This is a genomic window from Rhizobium sp. KNZ14-9A, assembly GCF_056755015.1.
This window is the reverse complement of record NZ_JBPGXB010000002.1, coordinates 2,584,881-2,599,825: the sequence shown is the minus strand read 5'-3', so window position 1 is coordinate 2,599,825 and position 14,945 is coordinate 2,584,881. Positions and strand designations below refer to the sequence as shown.

At 58.6% G+C, this 14,945-nt stretch carries 15 protein-coding genes; 11 read left to right on the top strand and 4 right to left on the bottom strand.

Going from position 1 to position 14,945, the window contains the following annotated elements:
- Nucleotides 1–56: 56 nt before the first annotated feature.
- Entirely contained in the window at nucleotides 57–389 is a 333-nt protein-coding gene (locus tag ACR9ZQ_RS19645; protein WP_007821637.1) for a hypothetical protein, read from the bottom strand.
- 685 nt (nucleotides 390–1,074) lie between these two features.
- Between ACR9ZQ_RS19645 and ACR9ZQ_RS19640 the strand changes: the two genes are divergently transcribed.
- Entirely contained in the window at nucleotides 1,075–2,127 is a 1,053-nt protein-coding gene (locus ACR9ZQ_RS19640) for a porin (RefSeq protein ID WP_481428599.1), read from the top strand.
- A 128-nt stretch (nucleotides 2,128–2,255) separates the two neighbouring features.
- On the opposite strand, the gene ACR9ZQ_RS19635 is transcribed toward ACR9ZQ_RS19640, so the two are convergent.
- Nucleotides 2,256–3,149, bottom strand: coding sequence for an alpha/beta fold hydrolase (locus ACR9ZQ_RS19635; protein WP_481428598.1), 894 nt, complete (start codon nucleotides 3,147–3,149; stop codon nucleotides 2,256–2,258).
- A gap of 64 nt (nucleotides 3,150–3,213) precedes the next feature.
- Complete coding sequence (locus ACR9ZQ_RS19630; RefSeq protein ID WP_481428597.1) at nucleotides 3,214–5,292, bottom strand: lytic transglycosylase domain-containing protein; 2,079 nt, start codon at nucleotides 5,290–5,292, stop codon at nucleotides 3,214–3,216.
- Nucleotides 5,293–5,507: 215 nt separating this feature from the next.
- Here ACR9ZQ_RS19630 and dapA point away from each other — a divergent pair, with 215 nt between their 5' ends.
- Entirely contained in the window at nucleotides 5,508–6,392 is an 885-nt protein-coding gene (dapA, locus tag ACR9ZQ_RS19625; RefSeq protein ID WP_439014486.1) for a 4-hydroxy-tetrahydrodipicolinate synthase, read from the top strand.
- A 151-nt stretch (nucleotides 6,393–6,543) separates the two neighbouring features.
- Nucleotides 6,544–7,023, top strand: a complete 480-nt coding sequence (smpB, locus tag ACR9ZQ_RS19620) for an SsrA-binding protein SmpB (protein ID WP_007820124.1) — start codon at nucleotides 6,544–6,546, stop codon at nucleotides 7,021–7,023.
- A gap of 39 nt (nucleotides 7,024–7,062) precedes the next feature.
- On the opposite strand, the gene ACR9ZQ_RS19615 is transcribed toward smpB, so the two are convergent.
- Nucleotides 7,063–7,644: a LabA-like NYN domain-containing protein gene (locus ACR9ZQ_RS19615; protein WP_007820126.1), complete on the bottom strand. Its 582-nt coding sequence runs from the start codon at nucleotides 7,642–7,644 to the stop codon at nucleotides 7,063–7,065.
- 297 nt (nucleotides 7,645–7,941) lie between these two features.
- On the opposite strand from ACR9ZQ_RS19615, the gene rpoZ reads away from it, so the two are divergent.
- The 8 genes from rpoZ (at nucleotide 7,942) to era (ending at nucleotide 14,774) form a co-directional block, all read left to right on the top strand.
- Nucleotides 7,942–8,346 (top strand): DNA-directed RNA polymerase subunit omega, encoded by a 405-nt coding sequence (gene rpoZ / locus ACR9ZQ_RS19610; RefSeq protein WP_007820129.1) that lies wholly within the window; start codon nucleotides 7,942–7,944, stop codon nucleotides 8,344–8,346.
- 159 nt (nucleotides 8,347–8,505) lie between these two features.
- Entirely contained in the window at nucleotides 8,506–10,740 is a 2,235-nt protein-coding gene (locus ACR9ZQ_RS19605; RefSeq protein ID WP_481428596.1) for a RelA/SpoT family protein, read from the top strand.
- Between the two features lie 194 nt (nucleotides 10,741–10,934).
- Nucleotides 10,935–11,084 (top strand): DUF3563 family protein, encoded by a 150-nt coding sequence (locus ACR9ZQ_RS19600; protein ID WP_018115599.1) that lies wholly within the window; start codon nucleotides 10,935–10,937, stop codon nucleotides 11,082–11,084.
- A 142-nt stretch (nucleotides 11,085–11,226) separates the two neighbouring features.
- Nucleotides 11,227–11,817, top strand: coding sequence for a DUF2062 domain-containing protein (locus tag ACR9ZQ_RS19595; RefSeq protein WP_481428595.1), 591 nt, complete (start codon nucleotides 11,227–11,229; stop codon nucleotides 11,815–11,817).
- A 34-nt stretch (nucleotides 11,818–11,851) separates the two neighbouring features.
- Complete coding sequence (gene acpS / locus ACR9ZQ_RS19590; RefSeq protein WP_481428594.1) at nucleotides 11,852–12,259, top strand: holo-ACP synthase; 408 nt, start codon at nucleotides 11,852–11,854, stop codon at nucleotides 12,257–12,259.
- Between the two features lie 111 nt (nucleotides 12,260–12,370).
- On the top strand, nucleotides 12,371–13,114 hold the full coding sequence (gene lepB / locus ACR9ZQ_RS19585; protein WP_007820140.1) for a signal peptidase I: 744 nt from the start codon (nucleotides 12,371–12,373) through the stop codon (nucleotides 13,112–13,114).
- Nucleotides 13,111–13,827, top strand: coding sequence for a ribonuclease III (gene rnc / locus ACR9ZQ_RS19580; protein WP_113325270.1), 717 nt, complete (start codon nucleotides 13,111–13,113; stop codon nucleotides 13,825–13,827). The genes lepB and rnc overlap by 4 nt, the downstream gene beginning before the upstream one ends.
- Before the next feature lie 8 nt (nucleotides 13,828–13,835).
- On the top strand, nucleotides 13,836–14,774 hold the full coding sequence (gene era, locus ACR9ZQ_RS19575) for a GTPase Era (protein ID WP_310382807.1): 939 nt from the start codon (nucleotides 13,836–13,838) through the stop codon (nucleotides 14,772–14,774).
- Nucleotides 14,775–14,945: the final 171 nt, after the last annotated feature.

Here is a 14,945-nt window from a genome sequence, read left to right as displayed (position 1 = left end):
CTGGGCGACGGCCGTTGAATGCCGCGCCCTGCGATATGGCGGACAAGTGTCGCCGGCTAGAAACGAAAATACAAAGTCACTCCTGACCGCGGACGGTAGCCGTAATAATCGCGGTAGCCGTAATAATCGCGATCGTAATACCGCGGGTATCTATAACCGTAGCGCGGATATCCGTAGCATCTGCCATAATATCCGCAGGAACGGTAGGCGTACCGGTGGTTCCGGTAGCGATCCGCACGCCAATGCCGATGGCTCCGATGTCTGACCTGCTCGACATTGCCGATCTGCACTTGCTCTGCTCTCGGCACGAAGATCGGAGCCGCGTTTAGCGGTGGGGCGAAAGATGCAGCCAGGACGACGGCTGCGAGTGCTGATAATAGCTTTCTCATCGACGTATCCTCTCAGGTTTTCAGCTTGAGCCCCCAGGCGTGAACCTCCGATGAACGGCTTCATCGATCGAGCGGCCTGGAATCGCCGTCAGCCGGCCACAGTGTTGGAGGTCCATTTTCCGTCATTGATAGTGCTATGGCCTTTTGTGCGCGGCTTCTCGTTTCCGCTGTCTATTTTCTCCGCTCGAAATTCTCCCTGTCGTATGCCCTCGTTCCGGAATCGCTATGGTCGCCGGGCGAATCGCATACGGAAATCAATGGCCTCTCGTCGGCTAAAGCTGAAATCGGTTTCGATTTTCGCATTGGCGAGCTTCACCTGTCGTTGGCCGGTTATCTCAAAAAGCCGAATCTGGCAGAAAAATGGTGCCGATTTGGCACACCGGGCTGCGCTGCCTTCTTGTAAAGCCCAATAAATACCGAGAAAATAAGCACTTTCTTAATAAAGCCTAAACAAGCGGCGACCCCGTTGCCCAACTTGTGGCCTTTCAGCAACAGGGTTTCGGTAAGGCTTTCGTAAACCCCTCCCGAACACAAGTTGGTGATTGCGTGACAGCTTTCGTCTTGTATTTTCACTCTCGGAAGCAAGGGCTTGACCGCCCGACTTCTTCAAACACCGGAGATGGGGCAGGGAAACGCTGTCCAGGCGTGATCCTATCTCCGATCGAAACTTGAATTGGAGGTCATTATGAACATCAAGAGCCTTCTTCTCGGCTCCGCTGCTGCTATGGCAGTAGTATCCGGCGCTCAGGCAGCTGACGCAATCGTTGCTGCCGAGCCGGAACCGGTTGAATACGTTCGCGTCTGCGACGCCTACGGCACCGGCTACTTCTACATCCCGGGCACGGAAACCTGCCTGAAGATCAATGGTTACATCCGTTTCCAGGTTGACGTTGCTCCGAGCGCAAGCTCGATCAGCGCTGCTGGCGGCGGTTCTGTTGATAACGACTCGAGCTGGGACGCTCGTACCCGTGGTCAGGTTCAGTTCACGGCCAAGAGCGACACCGAATACGGCCCGCTCACCGGCGTGATCGTTATTCAGGCCAATGCTGACAACGCTTCTAGCCAGAAGACGCAGCTTGACTCCGCTTACCTCGACATCGCTGGCTTCCGCGCTGGTCTCTTCTACTCCTGGTGGGACGATGGTCTCTCGGGCGAAACGGACGACATCGGCTCCCCGGTTACTCTGCATAACTCCATCCGTTATCAGTACGAAACCGGCGACTTCTACGCTGGCATCAGCGTTGACGAACTGGAAGACGGCCCGTTCTACAACGGCGAACAGCCGAACAACTTCGGCGTAGCAATCGGCCTCGGTGGCAAGGCTGGTGCCTTCACCTACCAGATCACCGCTGGTTACGACACCGACAACGAAGAAGGCGCTGTTCGCGCTATGGGTACCGTTGCTATCGGCCCGGGCACGCTCGGCCTCGCAGCTGTCTACTCCAGCGGCCCGAACGCCTACTACAACAAGTCTGAATGGGCTGTTGCTGCCGAGTACGCTATCAAGGCGACCGACAAGCTGAAGATCACCCCGGGCGTTCAGTACTACGGCAACTACGGCGTAGTTACCCCGACGACCGATGCTGATTTCTCGGACAACAATGCCTGGAAGGCTGGCGTAACGATCGATTACCAGATCGTCGACAACCTCTCTGCCAAGGTTTCGGTTCAGTACCTCGATCCGGAACATGCTGACGACGTTACCTCGGGCTACTTCCGCCTGCAGCGCGCTTTCTAATCTGATCTGACTTCGGTCATTCAGAGAAGCCCGGCTTTCGAGCCGGGCTTTTTCGTTTCTGCTGGAAGGCCGACGCATATAGGCAATCTGGAAGTCGGTGAAAACTTAGGTGGAGAGCTTGAGCGGAATTAGCCGAGTTCACTGATAAACGTTCGGATCACCGTCGGAATGTCCCCGAGATGCAGAAGCGGCGCGTGGCCTTGGCCTTGCGCCAAGGTCTGCACCATTCCCGGACGCCGCTTCGCCATTTCATCCATCGTCTCCCGCGATAGCAGATTGGAGGTCTCTCCTTTGATCACCAACAGCGGTGTGGAGCGCAGGCTCTCGAATTGCGACCAAAGGTCGGGCAGGGGATTGATGAAATCGATTGTTTTCAAATGCTCGGCAATGGCCGGGTCATAGTCGGCGACAGGTACGCCATTCTGTTCCCGATAGATGGCGTGCGCCATGCCCTCCCAGTCGGGGAGACCGAGTGCGGGAAAGGCAGCGCCGTGATTCTCTTTGAGGATATCAACCGCCTCACTCCAGCTTCGAGGTTTGCGGTCACGGTTGAGATAGTCCCTGATCGCCATCAGCCCGGATGGCTCGATGACCGGGCCGATATCGTTCAAGATGACGCCTGCGAGCAGTTCCGGCTTTATTGCCGCCAGCAGATGCAGGATCAGCCCGCCGCGCGAGGTCCCAATGAAGATGGCGCGGTCGATGCCGAACGTAGCGCAGGCGGCAATCACATCGCCGCATTCGACAGCGAGATTGTAATTCGCCTTGTTATCATCTCGATCAGACAGGCCACGTCCGCGATAGTCCATTGCCATGACACGCCGTGGGAAAGCTGCGTCGCGCGACAGAATCAATGCAAGTTCGTGGAAATCGCGGGCGTTGCGCGTCAGGCCCGGCAGGCAGACGACCGGCAACCGGTCGGTACTCCCGCCGGTCGGCTGGTAATTGCGGGCGTAAAGCCTCAGCCCATCGGTTGATCCATAGAATTTTTCGGTAAACCCGTTCGTGACTGCGTCGCCCATGACATCTCCATCCCGTCTGCCAAAACGAGATGTAGCGTGCTTTCGGCAAGTCTGCCAATCGGCCTCAGGTCGCGCCGCGGCCACCGATGAGGTCGCGCTCGATGTCCGGTGTCTGACCCAGGCGGGCCTTGTAGACCTCGTAATTCTCCATCACCCGCTGCACATAGTTGCGCGTCTCGGGGAAGGGGATGCGCTCGATCCAGTCGACGATTTCGTCGATAGGCTTGCCGCGAGGGTCACCATAGCGGCCGATCCATTCTGGCACGCGCTTCGGTCCGGCATTATAGGCGATGAAAGTCAGGATATAGGAGCCGCCGAAGGCGTCGATCTGCTCGCCGAGATAATGCGCGCCGAGCGTTGCGTTGTAGCCGGCATCGGCTGTCAGCTTGTCCTTGGAATAGGTGATGTTGTTCCGCTTGGCGACGGCCTGGGCCGTGCCCGGCAGGAGCTGCAGCAGGCCACGGGCATTGGCGGCCGAAACGGCGGCCGGATTGAAGGCGCTTTCCTGTCGAGCGATCGCATAGGCGAGCGCCTTGCCGGAGCCGGATATATTGGCGTTGGCGGGAATGACGCCAACCGGAAAGGCCAGCGCCGCGACATCGATACCGCGCCCATAGGCGATCTTGCCGATCTGCAGTGAAAGATGATGGTCGCCCGCCTGCTCGGCTTTGGCCGTCAGGATTGCGAGCTCGCCAGGGCTTTGAAGCTGCTCGGCCAGTGCCAGGTAAATGGCTGCCGCACGCCAGCCATGACCGGCCGATTCGAGCCGCCCGATCGCCTGCACGGCCTCGCGCTGCTGCAGGCTCTGTCGGTCGGCCGCCGTGGGCGACGGATAGGTGACATTCAGTGTCTTCCGTCCAAGCCGCTCAGCCGCAAGCTGTCCGTAGAAGGTGCCTGGAAAATTCGCAGCCTTGGTGAAAAATTCACTGGCCTTGCCCGGCCCGCCGGCTTCCGCCGATCGCCCGAGCCAGTACCAGGCACGGGAAACCGAAAGCGGGCCGTTCGAAACCTGCAGGATCTTGCGGAAATGCGTCTCGGCCGTCGTCGGGTCCTGTAGTCCGCGCAGTGCATACCAGCCGGCATGGAATTGTGCTTCGACGATATCCGTCGGCACCGTCGCGACGGAGGCGGCGACGATCTGATAGGCGGCCTTGAACTGTCCCTGGTCGACGAGGCCGCGGCTGATGATCCGCTGCTCGTTCCACCACTCGCCCGAGTTCATCAGCTCGCTTCGGTCGCGCGGTATCTGCTGCAAGAGCTTGGCGGCGTCGAGATACTTGTCCTGCTTGCGCAGATATTCGATGCGCGCGAAGAGAAAGCCCGGATCGCTGCGCCATTTCGCATCGATCCCATTCAGCAATGCGCCGGCATTGCCAGCATTGTTGTCGACGGCAGCCCAGGCCTTGTAGAGCGATTGCGCCTGGCCCATGTCGCCGAAGCGCTTGGCCTGTGCCACGCGGCCGCGATACATCAGGTAGTCCATCCGCGTCTTGTGGTCGGCGGCGGTCAGCAGGCCGGCAAATTCGGCCAGGATCTTGTCTTCGGTTGCCTTGTCGAGCGCCTGTCCGCGCCAGATCTTGCCGATATATTTTGCCGCCTGCGCAGACTTGCCGGTTGCTACGAGCGCGCGCGACATAATGATCGCGCCCTGCCACGTCTCGGGCGCCGTATCGCCGAAGGCGTTCAGCACGGCGGCAGGGGCTGGGTTCTCGTCGTAGAGCGCACGCTCGGAATTGCCGCGTAGACGTTCCAGACCTGGCCAGCCATTCAGCTCGTCCGAAGCACTGGCGATCTCATAGGAGGGAACGCCTTTCAGGCCGGAAGTGGCGACTGCCCAGGTCAGGATATGGCGGTCGAGTGTACCTGCCGCCATCGTATTGCGGATGGCAAGCGCCTGTTGCGGATCCTTGTTGGAGAGCGCATCGAGGCCAGCCTTCAGATCGCTGTTGACGGGGGCGATCGCCGCATTGCGCGGAATGGACCCGGTTGTAATCGCCTCGGGGAAAGACGCGGTTTCCGGCACGAAACCAAGCGGCTTGACGGCCGGCGCAGGGGCGCCCTCGCCGGGGAGCGGCGATGCAACGCTGCCCCATGCCGCGGCCACCAGGCCGAAGACGGACAGGATCAGAACGGCTCTCTTCATCCGGATTACTCGCAACGAAACCATGCCCCTCCATTTGGCTGGAGGCATCTTAATGAAACCTTACCGACTCGGGTAAAATTCATTCACATTTGCTATCGGAATTTGCCCTAACCGACCTATGCGCGCTTGTCGCAGCCTTTTTGCCGCTCTATGGTGCGCAACTCTTATTCATGGAATGCGGCTGAAGCAAGGATATCGGCCGTGAGGAGCTTTGCATGTTCAATGGGTCCATCCCCGCGCTCGTAACCCCCTTCACCGATGCCGGCCTGATCGACGAAGACAGCTTCGCCGCCCATGTCGCCTGGCAGATCGGGGAGGGCAGCAGCGGCCTCGTTCCGGTCGGAACGACCGGTGAGTCGCCGACGCTGTCGCATGCCGAGCACAAACGTGTGGTGGAGCTCTGCATCGAAGTTGCCGGCAAACGCGTGCCCGTCATGGCCGGCGCCGGCTCGAACAATACGCGTGAAGCGATCGAACTTGCCCAGCATGCCGAGAAGGTCGGGGCGGACGCCGTTCTGGTCGTCACACCCTATTACAACAAGCCGACGCAAAAGGGGCTGATCGCTCACTATTCGGCGATCGCCGAGGCCGTGAAGCTGCCGATCTATATCTACAACATCCCCGGCCGTTCGGTCGTCGACATGACGCCGGAGACGATGGGTGCGCTTGCCAAGGCGCACAAGAATATCGTCGGCGTCAAGGATGCGACCGGCAAGATCGAGCGTGTCTCCGAGCAGCGCATCACCTGCGGCAAGGAGTTCCAGCAGCTTTCCGGCGAGGACGCGACGGCTCTCGGCTTCAACGCCCATGGCGGCGTTGGCTGCATCTCGGTGACGGCCAACATCGCGCCGCGCCTTTGTGCCGAGTTCCAGGCAGCGACGACCGCAGGAAATTACACCAAGGCGCTGGAGCTGCAGGACCGGCTGATGCCGCTGCATAAGGCAGTCTTCATGGAACCCGGCGTCTGTGGCGCGAAATACGGCCTCGCAAAGCTCGGCCGCATGAGCCGCAGCGTGCGCTCGCCGCTGATGTCATCGCTCGAGCCCTCGACGGAAGCGGCGATCGACGCCGCTATGCGTCACGCCGGCCTGCTGAACTAAAGCATGTCGAGCAAAACTGTGCAGCGGTTTTGCGATAACGACATGCCTTAAGCGTAAACCCGGCCCGTCTTCACAAGACCGGGCCGTTCTCCTACATAGATGACAGGAAATGAGGGCGCGGCATTCGCGCCCCTCTAATGGAATTATCGTCATGGCCCCCAAAGGCAGCCAGCGTATCGTGAAGAAGGTCGTTGCGGAAAACCGCAAGGCCCGCTTCAACTACGAGATCATTGATACCTATGAGGCGGGCTTGGTGCTGATGGGCACCGAGGTCAAGTCATTGCGCGAAGGTAAGGCCAATATCGCCGAATCCTACGCTTCCGATGAGGATGGTGAGATCTGGCTGATCAATTCCTATCTGCCGGAATATCTGCAGGCGAACCGCTTCAACCATGAGCCGCGTCGCCGCCGCAAGCTGCTTTTGTCCGGGCGTGAGATTAACCGTTTGCGCGCGGGCATCAATCGCGAAGGCATGACACTGATCCCGATGAAGATCTACTTCAACGATCAGGGCCGCGCCAAGATCGAGCTGGCGCTCGCGAAGGGCAAGAAGCTTCACGATAAGCGCGAATCCGAGAAGGAGCGCGATTGGAACAGGCAGAAGAGCCGTCTGTTGAAAGACAACGGCTGACTCTTTGCCTGCAGCATTGCACTATTCGTGAATGAAGGTTTAGTCTTCGAAATCGCTGGCTGGCGCCACTTCGGCGGGACGCGGCGGACGTTCGGAAGGATCCCGGCCGATCTCGGCTTTCAGAGACAGAAGATCGATGAAGTGATCGGCCTGGCGGCGCAGATCGTCGGCGATCATTGGCGGTTGGGTCGACATGGTCGATATGACCGAAACCTTGCGTCCCTTGCGTTGCAGCGCTTCGACCAGATTGGTGAAATCGCCGTCGCCGGAGAAGATGACGAGATGGTCGACTGTTTCGGACTGTTCCATGGCATCGATTGCGAGCTCGATATCCATATTGCCCTTGATCTTGCGCCGTCCCATGGAGTCGGTAAACTCCTTGGCGGGCTTCGTCACGACCTTGTAGCCGTTATAATCAAGCCAGTCGATGAGCGGACGGATCGAGGAATATTCCTGGTCTTCGATAAGCGCGGTATAGTAGTATGCGCGCAGCAGATATCCACGTTTCTGAAATGCTTTCAATAGCTTGCGGTAATCGATATCAAAGCCCAGACTCTTGGATGCAGCGTAAAGGTTGGCGCCGTCTATGAATAGTGCAATTTTTTCGCGTGGGTCAAACATCGCTTACCAATCCAAAGAGAGTAATCGAAATCCATAAGCCACTAAGCCTAATAAAAACAGCGGCTTGCGGATGTGGCGTCGAGCTGTTCCGTACTTTATGAATTATTCATATATGAAAGATTTAGGGCACGATTTGGGATATTCCAAGCAACCCCCGGTGGAAATGTCATATTGTGCATGGAAATTTAGACCGGCTGCGGATAAAGGCGAGGGGACCCTAACGAAAAACTTGAATTTGCCCGGTTTTAATTGTATCGGGCGTGTTAATCCCGAAAAGACGACCGCAAAGGACAGGCAATGGCCCGTGTCACAGTAGAAGATTGCATTGACAAGGTAGAGAACCGCTTCGAGCTGGTTCTGCTCGCCAGCCATCGCGCCCGGCTGATTTCCCAGGGTGCGTCGATCACCATCGATCGCGACAACGACAAGAACCCGGTTGTGGCTCTGCGCGAAATCGCTGACGAGACCCTGTCTCCCGACGATCTGAAGGAAGACCTGATCCATTCGCTGCAGAAGCATGTGGAAGTGGACGAGCCCGAGCCCGATCCGGCAAGCCTGATCGCCGCCGGTGCAACGGCTAATGCCGACAGCGAAGAGCAGGACGACCTGCCGGAAACGATCACCTTCGACCAGATGTCGGAAGAAGAGCTTCTGGCCGGCATCGAAGGTCTCGTTCCGCCGGAAAAGAGCGACGATTACTAAGCGCATCCCTGGCCCTTGAACGGCCGGGGCTTCCCGCGCGGCAAAAGATCGACGATTACCAATCATCAATCTTGCGCCTGTAAAGCTTAGGCATAATATTGCCCATGTGTGCGCCAATCTGCGATTGGCGCGCTTTTATTTTATTGGAGTGGCTTTGGAATGATGCGGCAGTACGAGCTCGTGGAGCGGGTTCAGAAATACAAGCCCGATGCCAACGAAGCTCTGCTGAACAAAGCCTATGTCTACGCCATGCAGAAGCATGGGCAGCAGAAGCGAGCGAGCGGTGACCCATACATCTCGCATCCGCTCGAAGTGGCCGCAATCCTGACCGACATGCATCTCGATGAATCGACGATTGCAGTCGCCCTTCTGCATGACACGATCGAGGATACGACGGCGACGCGCGCCGAGATCGATGAACTCTTCGGCGAGGATATCGGCCGCCTGGTCGAGGGCCTGACGAAGATCAAGAAGCTCGACCTCGTCACCAAGAAGGCCAAGCAGGCGGAGAATCTGCGTAAGCTGCTGCTTGCCATTTCCGATGACGTACGCGTCCTGCTGGTCAAGCTTGCCGATCGTCTCCACAACATGCGCACTCTCGACCATATGTCCCAGGAAAAGCGCGCGCGCATTTCTGAAGAGACGATGGAAATCTATGCGCCGCTCGCCGGCCGCATGGGTATGCAGGACATGCGCGAGGAGCTGGAGGAGCTCTCCTTCCGGCACATGAACCCGGAAGCCTACGAGACTGTCACGAAGCGCCTTGAGGAACTGTCGAAGCGCAATGAAGGTCTGGTCAAGAAGATCGAGGCCGAACTGCGCGACCTGCTGATCGCCAATGGATTGGCGACTGCCTATGTCAAGGGTCGGCAGAAGAAGCCCTATTCGGTGTTCCGCAAGATGCAGTCGAAGTCGCTCTCCTTCGAGCAGCTTTCCGATGTCTACGGTTTCCGCCTCATCGTCGAGGATATTCCTTCATGCTACCGTGCGCTCGGCATCGTGCATACGCGCTGGCGCGTCGTGCCCGGCCGCTTCAAGGATTATATCTCGACCCCGAAGCAGAACGACTACCGGTCGCTGCACACCACCATCGTCGGCCCGTCGATGCAGCGCATCGAACTGCAGATCCGCACCAAGCGCATGCATGAGATCGCCGAGTTCGGTATTGCCGCTCATACGCTCTATAAGGACGGCGCCACCAATGCCGATGGCGATATCCTCTCGCGCGAAAGCAATGCCTATTCCTGGCTCCGGCACACGATCGAGGCGCTCGCCGAAGGTGACAGCCCCGAAGAGTTCCTCGAGCACACCAAGCTCGAGCTGTTTCAGGATCAGGTCTTCTGTTTCACGCCGAAGGGCAAGCTGATTGCCCTGCCGCGCGGTGCGACACCGATCGACTTTGCCTATGCCGTTCATACCAACATCGGCGACACGACCGTCGGCGCCAAGATCAATGGCCGCATCATGCCGCTGGTGACCCGCCTCAACAATGGCGACGAAGTGGAGATCATCCGCTCCGGCGTGCAGGTGCCGCCGGCCGCCTGGGAAGAGATCGTCGTGACAGGCAAGGCGCGCGCAGCTATCCGCCGCGCGACGCGCATGGCGATCCGCAAGCAATATGCCGGTCTCGGCCACCGCATCCTGGAGCGCACCTTCGAGCGCGCCGGCAAGATCTTCTCGCGTGACGCCATGAAGCCGGCCCTCCACCGGCTGGGGCAGAAGGATGTGGAAGATGCGATCGCTGCCGTCGGCCGCGGCGAAATGTCTTCGCTCGACGTGCTGCGCGCCGTCTATCCCGATCATCAGGACGAGCGTGTCACGGTCAAGCCGGCCGGCGACGAGGGCTGGTTCAATGTCCGCAGCGCCGCGGGCATGATCTTCAAGATCCCCGGCAGGACCAAGGCCGATCTCGATGGCGAGCGCGCCTCCACCGAGAGCGATCCCGATATCGTGCCGATCCGCGGCCTCTCCGGCAATGTCGACGTCAAGTTCTCACCAACAGGCGCCGTGCCCGGCGATCGCATCGTCGGCATCATGGAAAAGGGCAAGGGCATCACCATCTATCCCATCCAGTCGCCATCGCTGCAGCGCTTCGATGATCAGCCGGATCGCTGGATCGACGTACGCTGGGATCTCGATGAGGCCAACAAATCCCGGTTCATGGCTCGCATCATGGTCAACGCGCTGAACGAGCCCGGCACGCTGGCCAAGGTGGCACAGACGGTCGCAAGCCTCGACGTCAATATCCGCATGCTGAACACGGTACGCGTGGCCGCCGACTTCACCGAAATGGTGCTGGAAGTGGAAGTCTGGGACCTGCGTCAGCTGAACCAGCTTCTCTCTCAGCTCAAGGACCTGGACTGCATCGCGACGGTCCGGCGCCTCTACGAGTAGAATTTATTAAAGTTTTGCCGATCGCAAAATTGCGCTTTGCATATTTTGTGATCATTTAATGGCCGAATCGGCATATTGAAAAGGCAAGCCATGCGCCTTCTGCATGGCTGTGCTCCGGTTACAGCGGTAGTAATTAACCGATGCCGCGACTATCTTCTGGTCATCAAGAAATGAAACGAAGATGAGGCAAAGCAATGTTTGAACCGATCAGGAAATTCGCCCGCGCCCTTCGCGCTCCGACCGCTCAGGAACGTGAGATGGCATATCTCAACGGCTCGCATGACCGTATTGATCTTGAATATCGTCAGCGTCAGGTCGATCGCGGCATCTTCCGCAATCGCTGATCACTGAGATATACTTGAAGTAAGGAAGGCGTTATGCATGGTCCACGCCCCTTGGAAGAAAAGAAGAATAGGCGGCCTGTTTGTGAAGCGGTTCCATTTGCCGCTCTTGTCATGGCGGTGTGCACTGCACTAAATACGCGCCATGTTGTTTCGCCGTCGTAAGCCCGCGGGATTTAAGGAAAAGCTGCGAGAGCTCGTGTGGCCTCGCAAGGGTTTTCTGCGCCCGCCAAAATATCTCATGATGCGCGTCCTGCGCCTGACTGCCTCGCCGCATGCCGTTGCGGTGGGCGTCGCTGCGGGTGTCTTCGTTTCGTGGACACCCTTTATCGGCGTGCATTTCGTCATGGCCTTCCTCATCACCTATTTCCTGTCGGGGAATATGGTGGCGGCGGCACTTGGCTGCGCGGCCTTCGGTAATCCGCTGACCTATCCCTTCATCTGGGGCATCACCTGGGAAGTCGGTCACCTGCTGCTCAGCCGGCAGGACCAGATGGCCGGACAGACGATCGATCTCGCCGAGCTCTTCCACAAGCTGCATTTTACGGAACTCTGGAAACCGGTGCTGGAGCCGATGCTGATCGGCGCCATCCCGCCGGCGGCCATCACCTCGGTTGCGCTTTATGTACTGACATTCTACACCGTGAGGGGCTTTCAGGCGCGTCGCCGCGCCCGGCTGATGGAGCGTACGCGGCTACGGCTCGCCGATCCCGCCACCGAGATGCCGACCGTCTGAGCCCGAAGCAGTTCTATCCCGAAAGGCCTCTCGCATGATCATCGGCATTGGCAGCGACCTCATCGACATCAGGCGCGTGGAGAAATCCATTGAGCGCTTTGGTGAGCGCTTCACGCATCGCTGTTTCACCGAGATCGAGCGCACCCGCTCGGATCGCCGCGCCAACCGCGCCGAATCCTATGCCAAGCGCTTCGCCGCCAAGGAAGCCTGCTCCAAGGCGCTCGGCACCGGGCTTTCGCAGGGCGTTTTCTGGAAGGATATGGGCGTCGTCAACCTGCCGAGCGGCAAGCCGACGATGCAGCTGACGGGCGGTGCCGCCGCCGTCCTTGAGGCCATGCTGCCGGCCGGCCATAAGGCCGCCATTCATTTGACAATAACGGATGATTATCCCTTGGCTCAGGCTTTTGTGATCATTGAAGCGCTGCCGAATGCCGTATCATAGCGACACCTCGTCGCTTTTAATGCTGTCGTTATTGCCGCCACCGGCCGAAGCCGCTAGAGAGAACATCAGAAAGAAATGCGCCTTCATGGCGTCTTGAAGGAACAAGACTGCGTGTCCGAAAAAGTCGAAGCCAAGCCGAATGCCCTCTGGGAAAATATCAAGGTCATCATCCAGGCTCTCGTCCTGGCGATGGTTATCAGGACTGTACTGTTCCAGCCCTTTACCATTCCCTCGGGCTCGATGATGCCGACCTTGCTGGTCGGTGACTATATCTTCGTCAACAAATTTGCTTACGGCTATTCGAAATATTCGCTGCCTTTCTCGCCGGACATTTTCAGTGGCCGCATTTTTGGTTCCGATCCCAAGCGCGGCGATATCGTCGTTTTCCGTTTCCCGCCGAATCCTGAGGTCGATTACATCAAGCGCGTCGTCGGCCTTCCGGGCGATCATATCCAGGTCACAGACGGTATTCTCTACATCAACGGCAAGCCGGTTCCGAAGGTGCCCGATGGTACCTTCAATTCCGACTACAAGCTCGATCCGGGCCAGGACGTGCCGGTGTTCCGCGAGACGCTGGATGATGGCAAGACCTATGACACGCTCGACCAGTCGCCGGTTTCGCGCGGCGACAACACCCGCGAGTTCATCGTTCCGGAAGGCCATTACTTCATGATGGGCGATAATCGCGACAACTCGCTCGACAGCCGCTTCGACGTCGGCTTCGTCCCGGCGGAAAACCTTGTCGGCCGCGCCAGCGTCATCTTCTTCTCGCTGGGCAACGATACGTCCTTCCGCGAAATCTGGAAATGGCCGACCAACATGCGCTGGGACCGTCTCTTCAAGGTTGTTGAATGAGCAAGGCGCAGGCGCTCTCAGCGGCGGACCGCGCAAAGCTTGAAACCCTGATCGGGCATGAATTTGCCGAGAAGGAACGTCTGGATCGCGCGCTGACCCATGCCAGTGCGCGCACCGACAAGGGCAATTACGAGCGGCTTGAATTTCTCGGCGACAGGGTTCTCGGGCTCTGTATCGCCGAGTTGCTGTTTCGCACCTTCGGTGCCGCGACCGAAGGCGAGCTTTCGGTGCGGCTGAACCAGCTCGTCAGCGCCGAAACCTGCGCGGCAGTTGCCGATGAACTCAATCTTCACCTCTATATCCGCACCGGCGCCGACGTGAAGAAACTGACCGGCAAGCGCATGATGAACGTGCGCGCCGATGTCGTCGAAAGCCTGATCGCCGCGCTCTATCTCGATGGCGGCCTGGAGGTCGCCCGACGCTTCATTCTGCGCTATTGGGAGGGCAGGGCGGTGCGCGCCGATGGCGCCCGCCGTGATGCAAAGACCGAATTGCAGGAATGGTCGCACGCCAAATATGGCGTCACACCCGTCTACCGGGTTGAAGAACGCAGCGGACCGGATCATGATCCACGCTTCAAAGTGACTGTAGAAGTCGCTGGCGTTGCACCGGAAACAGGCATAGAGCGCTCTAAGCGCGCCGCAGAACAGGTCGCCGCGACGAGAATGCTCGAGCGCGAAGGCATTTGGCAGTCGACATCTGCCGGAAATTGACGGGATCAATGACAGAAGAAAACGAAATGGCGGCCGAGAGCTCCGCTGAAAGCAATCCGACGCATTCCGGCTTCGTCGCCCTGATTGGCCCGACCAATGCCGGCAAGTCGACGCTGGTCAACCGCCTCGTTGGCGCCAAGGTGTCGATCGTCAGTCACAAGGTGCAGACGACGCGCGCCATCGTGCGTGGCATTGCCATCCACAACAACGCGCAGATCGTCTTCATGGACACGCCCGGCATCTTCAAGCCCCGCCGCCGCCTCGATCGCGCCATGGTCACATCGGCCTGGGGTGGCGCCAAGGATGCCGATCTCATCATGCTGCTGATCGACAGCGAACGCGGTCTGCGCGGTGATGCCGAAGCCATTCTCGAAGGCCTGAAGGATGTTCCCCAGAGGAAGATCCTCGTTCTCAACAAGATCGACCGCGTCAACCGCGAGTTGCTTCTGGCGATTGCTGCCACCGCAAACCAGAAGGTTGAGTTCGAGCAGACCTTCATGATCTCGGCCGAGAACGGTTCAGGCTGCGACGATGTGATGGATTATCTGGCAAAGACCCTGCCGGAAGGCCCCTGGTATTATCCGGAAGACCAGATCTCCGATCTGCCGATGCGCCAGCTCGCCGCCGAAATCACCCGCGAGAAGCTTTTCCTGCGCCTGCATCAGGAGCTTCCCTATTCCTCGCATGTCGAGACGGAAAAATGGGAAGAGCGCAAGGATGGCTCCGTGCGCATCGAACAGGTCATCTATGTCGAGCGCGACAGCCAGAAGAAGATCGCACTCGGCAAGGGCGGCGAAACGATCAAGGCGATCTCATCGGCGTCGCGCCGCGAGCTGGCGGAAATCCTTGAACAGCCAGTCCATCTCTTCCTGTTCGTCAAGGTGCGTGAGAACTGGGGCGATGATCCCGAGCGCTTCCGTGAAATGGGCCTCGAATTTCCGCGCTAAGGCATGTCGCGCAAAAGTGTGCAGCGGTTTCGCGACAACGACATGCGTAAAACAAAGACTTAAAGCGCGGCAAGCGAATCTGAAAGATCGCGACACGCTTTAGTTTGACAAGAAAATTGACAAGGGGCACTCAGCCCTTTGTTTTTTTATAAAAATCGCTGCCTGTTCCAA

Excerpts from the sequence above, each read along its gene's own strand:
- ACR9ZQ_RS19635 (WP_481428598.1), bottom strand. The coding sequence starts at position 3,149 with ATGGGCGACGCAGTCACGAACGGGTTTACCGAAAAATTCTATGGATCA.
- rpoZ (WP_007820129.1), top strand. The coding sequence starts at position 7,942 with ATGGCCCGTGTCACAGTAGAAGATTGCATTGACAAGGTAGAGAACCGC.
- ACR9ZQ_RS19640 (WP_481428599.1), top strand. The coding sequence starts at position 1,075 with ATGAACATCAAGAGCCTTCTTCTCGGCTCCGCTGCTGCTATGGCAGTA.
- ACR9ZQ_RS19595 (WP_481428595.1), top strand. The coding sequence starts at position 11,227 with ATGTTGTTTCGCCGTCGTAAGCCCGCGGGATTTAAGGAAAAGCTGCGA.
- ACR9ZQ_RS19600 (WP_018115599.1), top strand. The coding sequence starts at position 10,935 with ATGTTTGAACCGATCAGGAAATTCGCCCGCGCCCTTCGCGCTCCGACC.
- ACR9ZQ_RS19645 (WP_007821637.1), bottom strand. The coding sequence starts at position 389 with ATGAGAAAGCTATTATCAGCACTCGCAGCCGTCGTCCTGGCTGCATCT.
- acpS (WP_481428594.1), top strand. The coding sequence starts at position 11,852 with ATGATCATCGGCATTGGCAGCGACCTCATCGACATCAGGCGCGTGGAG.
- ACR9ZQ_RS19630 (WP_481428597.1), bottom strand. The coding sequence starts at position 5,292 with ATGAAGAGAGCCGTTCTGATCCTGTCCGTCTTCGGCCTGGTGGCCGCG.
- dapA (WP_439014486.1), top strand. The coding sequence starts at position 5,508 with ATGTTCAATGGGTCCATCCCCGCGCTCGTAACCCCCTTCACCGATGCC.
- smpB (WP_007820124.1), top strand. The coding sequence starts at position 6,544 with ATGGCCCCCAAAGGCAGCCAGCGTATCGTGAAGAAGGTCGTTGCGGAA.
- rnc (WP_113325270.1), top strand. The coding sequence starts at position 13,111 with ATGAGCAAGGCGCAGGCGCTCTCAGCGGCGGACCGCGCAAAGCTTGAA.
- era (WP_310382807.1), top strand. The coding sequence starts at position 13,836 with ATGACAGAAGAAAACGAAATGGCGGCCGAGAGCTCCGCTGAAAGCAAT.
- ACR9ZQ_RS19615 (WP_007820126.1), bottom strand. The coding sequence starts at position 7,644 with ATGTTTGACCCACGCGAAAAAATTGCACTATTCATAGACGGCGCCAAC.
- ACR9ZQ_RS19605 (WP_481428596.1), top strand. The coding sequence starts at position 8,506 with ATGATGCGGCAGTACGAGCTCGTGGAGCGGGTTCAGAAATACAAGCCC.